The organism is Bradyrhizobium sp. CCBAU 51765, from assembly GCF_015291725.1.
Classification (GTDB): domain Bacteria; phylum Pseudomonadota; class Alphaproteobacteria; order Rhizobiales; family Xanthobacteraceae; genus Bradyrhizobium; species Bradyrhizobium liaoningense.
Genome location: NZ_CP030038.1, coordinates 534196 through 546753, shown reverse-complemented (window position 1 = coordinate 546753; position 12558 = coordinate 534196). Strand labels below are relative to the sequence as shown.

Here is a 12558-nt window from a genome sequence, read left to right as displayed (position 1 = left end):
TCACGCTGCCATGGCCGCGGCCTGCCAGGATAGTTTCCGCCGAAACTCATCCACGAGCTCCGGAACATCTTTCAGCTCCCCAGCAAATCCAAAGAGGTTGGTATCTGGGCGGATCAGCATCGCCGCCGCCCTCTTCTCGGCTAGATACGAAGAATAGATCCCGTCCGCGTCGACCATCTGTTCGACGCCGCTGCCCGCATCACTAGTCAACGTGAGGACGCGACAGCCGAGGCTCCGCAAGAAAGCCATCCTCGATGGGCCAAGAACGGCTACCGGGTTGCGCTGCGCCAGAATAGAGAACCCATAACCGATGTGGTCGTCGAACCGTGCAATCCGCCCGCCGATCTCGACGCGCCCTTGGGGTGGTACCGAGCCTACGACCTTGCCTCGCTCGCCGCAGCGGTCATCCTGGATGACGCCATCGGAAAAGGAGGGAAACGGCGGTGGCGGCGGGACCAAGTTGAACCGGAAAGCAAGATCGCGAAAGAGGGCGACAGCACGGCTGTGCGTATTGGCGACCTTCCCCAACATCACCGCTGTCCGCATGATGTTGGCGACATGCGGGCGACGCTCGGTCTCGTAACTCGCAAGAATGTCCGGAGCAGCGGTGCCGCGTAGGACGAGATCAAGCTTCCAAGCGAAATTTGCAGCGTCCCGAATGCCCGAGCACGCTCCCTGCCCAAGATAGGGCGGCATGGTATGAGCGGCATCACCGCCCAGGAACACGGAGCCACTGCGCCAGCTCTGAGCCATCCGGCATTCGAAGGTGTAGACGGTCTGACGAATGATGCGGATGTCCTCCGGACCAATGCCGTGATATTGCTTCAAAATTCTCCAAGCGCTCTCCGGCCGCTCCATCTTGGCCGTATCCTCGTGCGGCAGCAATGCGAATTCGAAACGCTGACGGTTGCTCCCGATCGGCAGGAACATGTGTCCTCGCGCCGGGTCGCAATACTGCTTCGCCTCCTCGAAACTCGCGGGAAGCGGACGCTTTCGCTCGCCGTCGATGTTGAGCCATCGCTCCGTGAACTTAGAGTCGTCGCGCTCGATGCCAAGCGCCGATCTGACGAAACTTCTGGCGCCATCGGATCCGAATACGTAGCGCGAACGGACTGTCTTGACGTCGGCGCCAAGCTTTAGCGAGAGCTCAACGCTTCCGGCCGAGCTTCGCAAACCAACCAGCTCGGTCCCCTGCTGGACAGTGACGTTCGGCAAGCTGCGAACCTTGCGGTCGATCGCGGCCTCGATGTCCGGTTGATGGATCGAGATGTGAGCGGGAAAGCCCATCGGCACAGTCGGGATGTCGGCAACATCGATAAGGCGCTTTCCTTTCCCATTGTAGAAGATGTAGGACTCGATCGGCGATGAATCCCGAAGCGCCTCGTCAATGTCGCATGCGAAATTGAGGAGCCGCGCGGTCTCTCCATCTATATGGGTCAGCCGCGGAAGGCCATAGAGCGAAGGCCACCGCTCGACGACGAGGACACGGTGCCCGAGCTGCCCGAGCAGCGAAGCCGCCGTAAGTCCGGTCGGACCATAGCCGACAACCGCCACATCAAAATCAATCTGCGCCATGAACGTCCTCCGATTTTTTTTTGCAGATTGCGCCATTCGGATGCATTGGTAAAATTGATTGTCTTTATGATTTGTATCCAGAATATGGATGTGAGATGCGCTTCAGGGGCCTCGACCTCAACCTCCTCGTCGCGTTGGATGCGCTGATGACTGAGCGGAACCTGACGGCCGCAGCCCGCAGCATCAATTTGAGCCAACCGGCCATGAGTGCGGCGGTCGCGAGACTCCGAGCCTATTTCCGCGACGATCTCTTTACGATGCGTGGCCGCGAGCTGGTACCGACGCCATTGGCCGAAGCGCTGGCTGCTCCGACGCGCGAGGCGCTGCTGCACATCCAGCTCTCTATTGCCTCGCGCGACACGTTCGACCCCGCGAAATCGGACCGCCGCTTCAAAATTGTCCTGTCCGATTTCATGGCGATCGTGTTTTTCAGGGCGGTGATCGCGCGTGTCGCGCGCGAGGCGCCTGGCATCACATTCGAGCTGATACAGTTCGACGACCAGCCGGACGAGCCGCTCCGGCGCGGTGAGGTGGATTTTCTAATCTTTCCTGAAATATACATGGGCAGCGCCCACCCCAAGGCGAAGCTGTTCGACGAGACGCTCGTGTGCGTCGGCTGCGGCGAAAACCGGCAACTGTCGAGGAAACTTACCTTCGAACGATACATGGCGATGGGGCATGTGGCCGCCCAGTTCGGTCGGACGCGCAAGCCTTCGATTGAGGAATGGCTCCTGCTTCAGCATGGGCACAAGAGGCGCATCGAGGTTGCCGTGCCGGGCTTCGGCATGATCCCTCCGCTGCTGCTGGGCACCGAGCGGATCGCAACAATGCATTCGCGCCTTGCACGGCACTTCGCAGCGACAATGCCGCTCCGCATCGTCGATCTTCCGCTGCCGCTGCCGGCCTTTACCGAGGCAGTGCAGTGGCCGGCTCTTCACAACAATGATCAGGCGAGCATCTGGATGCGAGAAATCATCTTGCAGGAGGCCTCGGCCATGACGACTCGGAGGGGAAAGAAGCAGGCCCGGCAGCCGGCATGAATGCCGCCGCGCTCGAACGCGCGGTCAGACGAACAGCGTGTCCGTGGCGTAGAAATGGCGGAGAGAGTGGGATTCGAACCCACGGTACGGTTTCCCGCACACACGCTTTCCAAGCGTGCGCCTTAAGCCACTCGGCCATCTCTCCGGAGCGCCCTCTCTTGAAGGGGCGCCGATGATTTTGCAAGGGATCGCGGAAATATCCGGCGATTTTTCCGCAACTTATTGTATTTACAGGACAATATCTGACGGCAGACGTGCCTTGACCCGCCTGCCGGCTGAACCGCAGGCGGGTTTGGCGCGACGATTCACGGGAAGCCGCCCAACACGACCGGGGACGCCATGACCATCTGCAGGACCATCGCCGCCCTTGGCCTGATTTCGGCCATCGGCTCCGCCCTCGCCGTGCCCGCCGCGGCGCAGGTCTGCACCCGGCAAGGCGTCGACGTCAGCTGTGACGATGGCCGGCGCGGGGTGCTTTCGGGCGATGCCATCCTCTGGCCGGATGGCACGCGCTCGAGCTCGACGCCGCATCAGAGCGTGATCGTCGGCAACAAGAGCTCGGTCCATGTCGGGCCGGGCGTGTTCGTCGGCCAGGGCAAGGGCGTGGTGCCACTGGACGATCCCAACGCGCCGAACAAGCGGCAATGCGCGATTCTGGATGGCGTGTCGTATTGCTATTGAGGGGCGCCCTTCCTTCTCCCTTGTGGGAGAAGGTGAGATCGAGCCAAGCTGAGATCAGATCAAGCGCACGCCTGATATCGCCGACTTCAGCCAGCGCAGCGCCTGCGGCGGCTGGGCTGCGAGCGGCTCGACCGCCGCCTTCTCCGTCCGGCACTTCTCGAGTTCGGCGACGAAGTCGGCGGACCATTGCTGGATGGTGTGGCCGCGCAGCTTCTTCATCATCGCGTCCCAGCGCATCTTGCGCTCGGTAAGCGGCATGGAGGCCGCGACCGCGATCGCACGCGCCATACCGTCGACGTCGTGCGGATTGACCAGCAGTGCGGCGTCCAGCTCGTTGGCAGCGCCCGCGAATTTCGACAGCACCAGCACGCCGGGATCGGCCGGGTTTTGCGCGGCGACATATTCCTTGGCGACGAGGTTCATGCCGTCGTGCAGCGGCGTCACCACGCCGATCTGCGCCGTGCGGTAGAGACCGGCGAGCACGGCCTGGCTGAAGCCCTTGTTCAGATAGCGGATCGGCGTCCAGTCGACCTCGCCGTGGCGGCCGTTGACGTCGGAGACGAGGCGCGCGACCTCGCTCTGGAGACTGCCATAGGCCTCGATGCCGCCGCGCGACGGGTTGGCGATCTGGAGCAGCGAGATGCTGCGCGCCAATTGCGGCTGCTCGGTCCAGAGCCGGTCGAACGCGCTGATGCGGTTGACGAGACCCTTCGAATAGTCGAGCCGGTCGACGCCGATCGCGAGCCGCTCGCCGTTGAGGCTGCGCCGCAGCCGCGACACATCGGGGTGCGAGGCAGACTTCGCAGCATATTGCGCGAACTTCTCCGCATCGATGCCGATCGGAAACACTTCACAGCGCGTGCGCCCATGCTGCGAGATCGCAACGCCGTCCTCGATGGCGAGGCCAAGCTCACCGCCGACATAACCGAGAAAGTTCTGGCGATCCTCCTCGGTCTGGAAGCCGAGCAGATCGTAGGCCAGCATCGCCGTGATCAGCTCGCGATGGTTGGGCACGCCCTGCATCACAGCAGTGACGGGCCACGGCGTATGCAGGAAGAAGCCGATGGGATCATCGACGCCGAGGTCGCGCAGCTCGGCACCGAGCGCGAGGAAATGATAGTCCTGCACCCAGAACGCCGTCTTGGCTTTTCGGAAGCGCAGCAGGGCGCGCGCCATGAAGGCGTTGACCTCGCGATAGCTGACATAGTCCTCCCGCGAGACGCGGATCAGATCGCTGCGCGAATGCAACGCCGGCCACAGCGCCGAATTGGCAAAGCCTTCGTAATAACCACCATAATGCGCCGCCGGGAGGTCCAGCGTCGCAATCGCGCCGGTCCCGAGCGCCTCGATCTCGGCAAAAGGCTCCTTCTGATGGCCATCGCGCACCCGGCCGGAGGAACCGACCCAGATCGCACCCGAGTGTTCCACCACGGGAAGCAGTGCCGCCGCAAGGCCGCCCGTCATGGGCTCGTTGGGTTTGCCGCGGGCGACGCGATTTGAAACGACGACTAAGTTCACAGGTCGTCCCCTCCTGTTCATTCCACCCCGTTTAACTGCCGTTCATCAATATGGTTCCTGATCATCGTTTCAACCAATTGAAACCAAAATCGGGCGCGCGCGTTGGAACTGGTTTCGCTTGCGGAACCCTGGAATTTCGCTGCAAAGACGGCTTTTCCGGTCGTGTTGCGCAGCATGTCTCGCGGCGCGCAGCGGCGCTGCACTCAGCGCTTTGTGTCTGCGAGGTGGCGCTGCCTTCGTTTCACCTCGGATCGAGCAGGCGCGCAAGGAACGCGCGCACATCCGCCGGCGCATCGAAATGGCCATTCACGCCCATGGCGCGGCGGCCGACGGAGAAGGCAAGCCCGTCCATGTCGGGCATGATCGCGAATACCGTCTCGTCGGTGACGTCATCGCCGATGAACATCGGGCGCCGCCCCCTGAACGGCTCGTGCTTCATCAATTCGCGCACGCCGCTCGCCTTGGTGAAGCCGGAATGCTTGATCTCGCAGACGAACTTGCCGGGCAGCACCTCGATCGGCGCATTGGGCAGGTCGGCGCGGATCAACGAGACCGATTCGTAGATCGCCTTTTCCGCATGCGGCGCCAGACGGTAGTGCAGCGCGAGCGAGTAGCCCTTGTCCTCGAGCAGAATGCCCGGGCTGAGCTTGGCGATGGCGGCCAGGCGGCGCTTCAGCTCCTTGTCGAGCGGCGGCGCGTGCACATCATCCGCTTCATTGTCCACCGACAGCCGCATCTCCGCACCGTGGCCGGCAACGGCGCGGAACACGTCCGGCGCGAAGATCAGGTCGATGTCGTTGAGCGAGCGGCCGCTGACGAGCGCCAGCGCTCCGGACGTGCGCTCGGTCAGCCGGCCCAGCGTTTCCGAAAGGCCCGGCGGCACCCACACCTCGCGCGGTGTCGGCATCAGGTCGAGCAGCGTCCCGTCGATGTCTAGCAGGATCGCGATCTCGTCGAGATGCGGCACCAGCGCATGCGGCACCGGCACCGCGTCGGGCGCATCGTCATCCAGCATGGTGCGCTTCTGGTCCAAAGCCATCTCCGCAAGTTCCGATTTCATCAGTCTACTCCATAAAGGCGAGCGGCCGCGCGATTTGTTCGAGCGATTTGCGCTCCGCGGAGACGGCGTAGCGCCACGCTACGATCGCAGCCGCGATCATCAGGGCTGCCCCCAGCAAATAGCCGGCGAACACGCTGTTGCGCGATCCCGTGTCGATCAGCGCGCCGAACAGCGCCGGCCCGATCACGCCGCCGATGCCGGTGCCGATCGCATAGAACACCGCGATCGCCAGCGCGCGAACCTCCAGGGGGAACGTCTCGCTGACGGTAAGATAGGCCGCGCTCGCAGCGGGCGAGGCAAAGAAGAAGATCACCATCCAGGCCACGGTCTGCCCTTGCGCGCTCAGCACGCCGATCGAGAACAGATAGCCCGATAGCGCCAGCAGCACGCCCGATGCGCCGTAGGTGAACATGATCATGGCGCGGCGGCCGAGCGTATCGAACAGACGGCCGAGCAGCAGGGGGCCGAGGAAATTGCCGGCAGCGAAGGGCAGCAGGTACCAGCCGACGTGATCGGCACTGATGCCGTAGAAATCGGTCAGCACCAGCGCGAAGGTGAAGAAGATGGCGTTGTAGAAGAACGCCTGCGCGCTCATCAACACGAGGCCGACCACCGCGCGCTGGCGATAGGCCGAGAACAACGTATGCACGACCTCGCTGATCGGCGTGTGATCGCGCATCCTCAGGCGTATCTTCGTGAAGCGCCCGTCCGTCAGGTCCTGATCATGCCCGATCACCGAGCGCTCGATCGCGTCGACGATGGCATGGGCCTCGTCGGGACGGCCATGGATCATCAGCCAGCGCGGACTTTCCGGGATCCACATTCGCATCAACAGCACGACGAGGCCGAGGGTCGCGCCGATGAGAAAAGCCAGGCGCCAGCCGAGATCGGGATCGATCACCGCCGGATCAAGCAGCACGATGGCCGCCACCGCGCCCATCGCGGCGCCGATCCAGAAACTGCCGTTGATGACGAGATCGGTCCAGCCACGATAGCGCGCCGGCACCAGTTCCTGGATGGTCGAATTGATCGCGGTGTACTCGCCACCGATCCCGGCGCCGGTGAGGAAACGAAACAATGCGTAGCTCGCGACATCCCATGACAGCGCGGTCGCCGCCGTTGCCGAGAGATAGAGCGCAAGCGTGATGAAGAACAGCTTCTTGCGGCCGATGCGGTCGGTGAGCCAACCGAAGCCGAGCGCGCCGAGCACGGCGCCCGTCAGATAGGCGGAGTTGGCGATGCCGAGATCGAGATTGGAGAACTGCAGCGAGGGACTCTGCTTCAGCGCCCCCGAGAGCGCACCGGCCAGAGTCACCTCGAGCCCGTCGAGAATCCAGGTGATGCCCAGCGCGAGCACGACACGGGTGTGGAAGCCGCTCCACGGCAGCGCGTCCAGCCGCGAGGGAATGCTGGTCTCGACGATACGGTCGGTCGCGGTCGCCGCCGGGACTACGGGTGCATAGTTCAGCGCTGGGCTTTGCTGCAATTCCATCGGGTTGTTGCGTCTGATCAATGGAAAGGACCCCTCTCACGTGATGTGGACGGGTCGATCCGATCATCGGGGTGCGGCAATTCGCCTGCCACCTGCGACAACGCCTGCGGCGGGGCCCGGTTCCCATGGGAACGCCCGTTGGCGCCGCTCGTTTCCGATGGAGCCGCAAGGAGTTGACGCATGGCTCACGTCAGAAAGACGACACATTCAAGGAAGACAGGCGCGCGCAGCACCGCGCGTCGCAAGGCGAGCACGACGCACAAGAGGTCAAATCGCCGTGCGACACCGAAGCGCTGGTCGCAACGGGTGACGCGGGAGAGCGACGCGCTCGATCTCAAGCGCGGAGTGTTCAAGCTCACGGACCCCAGGAAGATCGCAGCCTCCCTGAAGCGCTCGGCGGAGCAGAGCTCGCGTCGCAAGACCGGCGCCTATCGCTCGGCGCTGTCGATGCTGACCTTCTACATCAACCGCGCCGGCAAGACGCTACCGAAGACACAGCGCACGCGGCTGGAGCGCGCGAAGGTGGAGCTGAAGCGGGCGTTCGGGAGAGAATGAGAGAAGGAGAGAATAAGATTCTCGCTCTTTACTCCGCCGTCATCCCGGACAAGCGCGCCCAAAGCGCGCGCCGATCCGAGATCCATAGCCACAGGGAGTGGTTTGGCGAAGACTCGGGGTTGCCACCGTCCGTCCCAACGACGCCCGGGGAGTATGGGTCCGGATCTACGCGCGCTTGAGGCGCGCTTGTCCGGGACGACAGCGAGTGTGAGGCGATAGGGTCGGGTTCACGCGCCGCGAACCTACGCCGCCCTTATATTCGCCATGAAGCGGTCGAGCTCGGCGCGAAGGCGGGTGCTCTCGCTCGACAGCGTCTTGGCCGAATTCAGCACCTCTTCCGAGGCCGAGCCGGTCTCGGCGGCGCCGCGGTTGACCTCGCCGATATCGGTGGCGGCCGTCTGGGTGCCCTGCGCGACCGTCTGGACGCTGCGGGCGATCTCCTGGGTGGCAGCGCCCTGCTGCTCGACCGCGCTCGCGATCGAGGTCGAGATCGACGAGATCTGGCCGATGGTCGCACCGATCTCCTTGATCGCGGCAACCGATTCGGCGGTGGCCCCCTGCATGCCGGCGATGTGCGAGGAGATCTCGTCCGTCGCCTTCGCGGTCTGGCTCGCCAGCGATTTCACTTCGCTCGCAACCACCGCGAAGCCGCGGCCGGCCTCGCCGGCACGCGCGGCCTCGATGGTGGCGTTGAGCGCGAGAAGGTTGGTCTGCTCGGCGATCGCCGTGATCAGCTTGACCACCTCGCCGATCTGCTGGGCGGCATGCGACAGCTTGCCGATGCGGCCGTCGGTCTCCTTGGCCTGCACCACGGCAGCCTCCGCAATGCGGCTGGAATCGCGGACCTGGCGGCCGATCTCCTCGACCGAGGCCGAGAGCTCTTCCGTCGCGGTCGCGACCGACTGCATGTTGGAGGAGGCCTGCTCGGAGACGCCGGCGACCTGGCTCGACAGGCTCTGCGTGGTCTCGGCGGTGCGGGTCAGCGTCGAGGCCGCCGATTCCAGCTGCACGGCCGAGGCCGACACGTTGGAGACGATGGCGCCGACCGCGCTCTCGAAATCGTCGGCGAAGCGGATCAGCTCGGCGCGGCGGCTTGCGGCCTGCTCCCGGTTCTGGATTTCGCTGGCGGCGGCGTCGCGCTCGGCCTTGGCCACCGCCTGAACCTTGAACTCCTCGACCGCGCCGGCCATCTCGCCGATCTCGTCCTTGCGGCCGAGACCCGGCAGCACGACGTCGAAATTGCCCGAGGCAAGCTCGCGCATCGCCTTGCACATCGCGATCATCGGACGCGAGATGCCGTTGCCGAGCCACAAGGCCAGCACGGTGCCGACGGCCAGCCCGCCCAGCGCCAGCATCAGCATCAGCTGCTCGGTTTCCACGATGGTGGAATTGGCGCTCGCCTCGATGCGTTGCTGGTCGGCGGTCAGATCCGAACGCAGCTCGGCCGAGAGCTTGAGGATGGTCGCGGCCGTCTTGGTCATCTCGCCGTTCAGCTTGACGATGACCTTCACGTTGTCATTCAGCTTTGCGAACGAGGTGCGGTACTGCTTCAGGAGATCGCCGATCTCCTTGACGCGGTCCGTGATCTTCTGGTCATTCGCGTAGATGGAGACCAGCAGCGTCTCGAGGAACTTGATGCGGGCGATCACGCCGTCGGCGGTCTTCGGCTCCGGCTTGGCCACGAAGGCGCCGACCGAGGTGGAGACCGCCAGATATTGCGAGGTGACGTCCTTGGCCGTGGTCTGGACCGAGTTCAGGCCCGCCAGAGCTGCGGTGTCGGCGAGATCGTCGAATTTGAAGCGGATCTTGTTGCCGACGCTGTTGAGCTCGTCGGCAACGATCTTGTTGTTCTCGCGCGTCAGCGTGATGATCTCGCCGAAGACTTTCGTAAAGTTCTGGAACTCGGCCTCGAGCTTGCCGACCTGCTCACGGCGGGCGGCGCCGGTCGTCGCCGCCATCGACTTGGCAATCGCGCTCTTCAGGTTGCCTTCAGCGGCCTTGGCTGCGGTTTCATCATCGGCCGCGCCGGTCAGGGTATAGGCCCGCGCCAGCCCCTGATAGGCGACCAGCTCGCGATCGACCGTCCGCGCCAGGTCGGCTTCCGATACGCTGGTGCGGTAGGACGCCACGGCGCCTGCGATTCGCTCGAAGCCGAAATAGGCGAACGCCATGCTGGCGGCGAGGATGGCTAGCACCGCCACAAAGCCGAGGATGATTTTTGCGCGAAAGCGCAGCGTTGGCAGCTTCGATTTGCTCGACTTCGACTTGACCGACATTCCCCCACCCCATTCCATTCGCGGAAAACCAGGCGCGTCCCGGAAGCAGCCCGCTTCCCGGCTCTTCTGCACGTTACGGGGCAAAGGATAAGCTGTGGTAAATTTGTGGCGCCGCAACTGGCGGTTAGGTGACCCAAGGAATTGTTAAGGCGCGCTTTCTGGCGCCGTTACAAATCGATTGCCGCGCCAATCTCCGCCGTCATCCCGGACAAGCGCGCCCAAAGCGCGCTTGTCCGGGACGACAGCGAGTGTGAGGCAATAGGGTCGGGTTCACGCGCCGTGAACCTACGCCGCCCGGATGTTCGCCATGAAGCGGTCGAGCTCGGCGCGGAGGCGGGTGCTCTCGCTCGACAGCGTTTTGGCCGAATTCAGCACCTCTTCCGAGGCCGAGCCGGTCTCGGCGGCGCCGCGGTTGACCTCGCCGATGTCGGTGGCGGCCGTCTGCGTGCCCTGCGCGACCGTCTGGACGCTGCGGGCGATCTCCTGGGTGGCGGCGCCCTGCTGCTCGACCGCGCTCGCGATCGACGTCGAGATCGACGAGATCTGGCCGATGGTCGCGCCGATCTCCTTGATCGCGGCAACCGATTCGGCGGTGGCCCCCTGCATGCCGGCGATGTGCGAGGAGATCTCGTCCGTCGCCTTCGCGGTCTGGCTCGCCAGTGATTTCACTTCGCTCGCAACCACCGCGAAGCCGCGGCCGGCCTCGCCGGCACGCGCGGCCTCGATGGTGGCGTTGAGCGCGAGAAGGTTGGTCTGCTCGGCGATCGCCGTGATCAGCTTGACCACCTCGCCGATCTGCTGGGCAGCATGCGACAGCTTGCCGATGCGGCCGTCGGTCTCCTTGGCCTGCACCACGGCAGCCTCCGCGATGCGGCTGGAATCGCGGACCTGGCGGCCGATCTCCTCGACCGAGGCCGAGAGCTCTTCCGTCGCGGTCGCGACCGACTGCATGTTGGAGGAGGCCTGCTCGGAGACGCCGGCGACCTGGCTCGACAGGCTCTGCGTGGTCTCGGCGGTGCGGGTCAGCGTCGAGGCCGCCGATTCCAGCTGCACGGCCGAGGCCGAGACGTTGGAGACGATGGCGCCGACCGCGCTCTCGAAATCGTCGGCAAAGCGGATCAGCTCGGCGCGGCGGCTTGCGGCCTGCTCCCGGTTCTGGACCTCGCTGGCGGCGGCGTCGCGCTCGGCCTTGGCGACCGCCTGAACCTTGAACTCCTCGACCGCGCCGGCCATCTCGCCGATCTCGTCCTTGCGGCCGAGACCCGGCAGCACCACGTCGAAATTGCCCGAGGCAAGCTCGCGCATCGCCTTGCACATCGCGATCATCGGCCGCGAGATGCCGGTGCCAAGCAGAAAAGCAAGGACCGCGCCGAGCAGCGTGCCGCCAACGGCCAACATCAGCACCAGCTGCTCGGTCCGCCCGATGGTCGCCTCCGACTCCGAATCCAGGCGCTGCTGCTCGGCGAGGAGGTCGGCCTTCATGGTGGTCGCTCCTTGCAGGATCGCACCGGCGGAGCCGTTCATCTCGGTGACGAGATCATCGACCAGCTTGGCATTGGCGATCAGCTTCTCCAGCGCTTCGCGATAGGCGCCGAGCAGAGCCTTGGCATCCTTCAGGCCGGCGACGACCTTGTCGTCCATGGAATAGATCGCACCGAGCGAATTCTCGACGAATTTCAGCCGCGCCAGCGCGCTAGTGGCGATCGACTGGTCGGAGGTCAGAACGAAATTGGTCGCCGCCGCACTCGCCGTCTGGAACTGGGCGTTGACCTGCTTCGTGCCGAACTCGATCGCCTGCGCTTCAGAATCGGAGGCGTTGTTGCCGATATCGTCCAGCTTGTATTTCAAGAGATTGGCGTTGCGGCTGAGCTGGTTCTGCACCAGCAGCGCACTGTCGCGCTTGGCCTTGAGCACCTTTGCGAAGGTCGCGGAGAAGTTGGAGAACTCCTTGGCGAGCTTGTCGAGGCTCTCCTGCCGCGCCGGCGTCTTGGCGCCCTTCACGGCCTGGTCGATGGCGTTCTTCAGACTGCCTTCAGCATCCAGCGCCGCCTTGGCGTCGTCTTCCTTGCCGGTCACCACGAAATAACGAGCGGCCGAACGATAGGCGAGCAGTTCGCGATCGATGTTGCGGGCGAGATCGGCCTCGGAAACGCTGCTGCGGTACGACCCGACCCCGGAGGCGACCCGCTCGAAGCCGAAATAGGAGAAAGCCATGCTGCCGGCGGAAATGACCAGCACGGCGGCAAAGCCGAGAATGATCTTTGCGCGGAACCTGAGGGCCGGAAACAGTGCACGCTTAGACGGCGACGCGATACGCCCGGACATTCCCACCCCCATTTGTAATTCAGCCGCGATCCGGAG

General features: G+C 64.3%; 10 protein-coding genes and 1 tRNA gene. 3 read left to right on the top strand and 8 right to left on the bottom strand.

Annotation, left to right across the window (positions count from 1 at the left end; all coding sequences use genetic code 11):
* On the bottom strand, window positions 1-1575 hold the full coding sequence (locus tag XH96_RS02545) for a bifunctional 3-(3-hydroxy-phenyl)propionate/3-hydroxycinnamic acid hydroxylase (RefSeq protein WP_194390915.1): 1575 nt from the start codon (window positions 1573-1575) through the stop codon (window positions 1-3).
* 95 nt (window positions 1576-1670) lie between these two features.
* On the opposite strand from XH96_RS02545, the gene XH96_RS02540 reads away from it, so the two are divergent.
* A complete protein-coding gene (locus tag XH96_RS02540) occupies window positions 1671-2615 on the top strand; it encodes a LysR family transcriptional regulator (RefSeq protein ID WP_194390914.1) in 945 nt (314 codons plus the stop codon).
* Between the two features lie 55 nt (window positions 2616-2670).
* Here the strand turns inward: XH96_RS02540 and XH96_RS02535 are convergent.
* Window positions 2671-2760 (bottom strand) — tRNA-Ser (locus tag XH96_RS02535).
* Window positions 2761-2954: 194 nt separating this feature from the next.
* On the opposite strand from XH96_RS02535, the gene XH96_RS02530 reads away from it, so the two are divergent.
* Window positions 2955-3296 (top strand): hypothetical protein, encoded by a 342-nt coding sequence (locus tag XH96_RS02530; RefSeq protein ID WP_124162135.1) that lies wholly within the window; start codon window positions 2955-2957, stop codon window positions 3294-3296.
* Between the two features lie 54 nt (window positions 3297-3350).
* Here the strand turns inward: XH96_RS02530 and XH96_RS02525 are convergent, their stop codons facing one another.
* The 4 genes from XH96_RS02525 to XH96_RS02510 form a co-directional block, all read right to left on the bottom strand.
* Window positions 3351-4814: a trehalose-6-phosphate synthase gene (locus tag XH96_RS02525; RefSeq protein WP_194390913.1), complete on the bottom strand. Its 1464-nt coding sequence runs from the start codon at window positions 4812-4814 to the stop codon at window positions 3351-3353.
* A 17-nt stretch (window positions 4815-4831) separates the two neighbouring features.
* Complete coding sequence (locus XH96_RS02520; protein WP_194390912.1) at window positions 4832-4990, bottom strand: hypothetical protein; 159 nt, start codon at window positions 4988-4990, stop codon at window positions 4832-4834.
* Window positions 4991-5055: 65 nt separating this feature from the next.
* A complete protein-coding gene (gene otsB, locus XH96_RS02515; protein WP_194390911.1) occupies window positions 5056-5874 on the bottom strand; it encodes a trehalose-phosphatase in 819 nt (272 codons plus the stop codon).
* Between the two features lie 4 nt (window positions 5875-5878).
* A complete protein-coding gene (locus XH96_RS02510; protein ID WP_194394003.1) occupies window positions 5879-7366 on the bottom strand; it encodes an MFS transporter in 1488 nt (495 codons plus the stop codon).
* 180 nt (window positions 7367-7546) lie between these two features.
* Between XH96_RS02510 and XH96_RS02505 the strand changes: the two genes are divergently transcribed.
* The gene (locus XH96_RS02505; RefSeq protein ID WP_194390910.1) at window positions 7547-7921 is read left to right on the top strand and encodes a DUF3175 domain-containing protein; all 375 of its coding nucleotides are present in this window, start codon (window positions 7547-7549) and stop codon (window positions 7919-7921) included.
* A gap of 242 nt (window positions 7922-8163) precedes the next feature.
* On the opposite strand, the gene XH96_RS02500 is transcribed toward XH96_RS02505, so the two are convergent.
* On the bottom strand, window positions 8164-10197 hold the full coding sequence (locus tag XH96_RS02500) for a methyl-accepting chemotaxis protein (protein WP_194390909.1): 2034 nt from the start codon (window positions 10195-10197) through the stop codon (window positions 8164-8166).
* Window positions 10198-10482: 285 nt separating this feature from the next.
* Window positions 10483-12522 carry a methyl-accepting chemotaxis protein gene (locus tag XH96_RS02495; RefSeq protein WP_194390908.1) on the bottom strand — a complete coding sequence of 680 codons (2040 nt, stop codon included), beginning with the start codon at window positions 12520-12522 and terminating at the stop codon, window positions 10483-10485.
* Between the last annotated feature and the right edge of the window lie 36 nt (window positions 12523-12558).

Bases quoted from the DNA above. Each gene is read 5' to 3' on its own strand.
- XH96_RS02545 (WP_194390915.1), bottom strand. From the start codon at position 1,575: ATGGCGCAGATTGATTTTGATGTGGCGGTTGTCGGCTATGGTCCGACC.
- XH96_RS02540 (WP_194390914.1), top strand. From the start codon at position 1,671: ATGCGCTTCAGGGGCCTCGACCTCAACCTCCTCGTCGCGTTGGATGCG.
- XH96_RS02530 (WP_124162135.1), top strand. From the start codon at position 2,955: ATGACCATCTGCAGGACCATCGCCGCCCTTGGCCTGATTTCGGCCATC.
- XH96_RS02520 (WP_194390912.1), bottom strand. From the start codon at position 4,990: ATGCTGCGCAACACGACCGGAAAAGCCGTCTTTGCAGCGAAATTCCAG.
- otsB (WP_194390911.1), bottom strand. From the start codon at position 5,874: ATGAAATCGGAACTTGCGGAGATGGCTTTGGACCAGAAGCGCACCATG.
- XH96_RS02510 (WP_194394003.1), bottom strand. From the start codon at position 7,366: ATGGAATTGCAGCAAAGCCCAGCGCTGAACTATGCACCCGTAGTCCCG.
- XH96_RS02505 (WP_194390910.1), top strand. From the start codon at position 7,547: ATGGCTCACGTCAGAAAGACGACACATTCAAGGAAGACAGGCGCGCGC.
- XH96_RS02500 (WP_194390909.1), bottom strand. From the start codon at position 10,197: ATGTCGGTCAAGTCGAAGTCGAGCAAATCGAAGCTGCCAACGCTGCGC.
- XH96_RS02495 (WP_194390908.1), bottom strand. From the start codon at position 12,522: ATGTCCGGGCGTATCGCGTCGCCGTCTAAGCGTGCACTGTTTCCGGCC.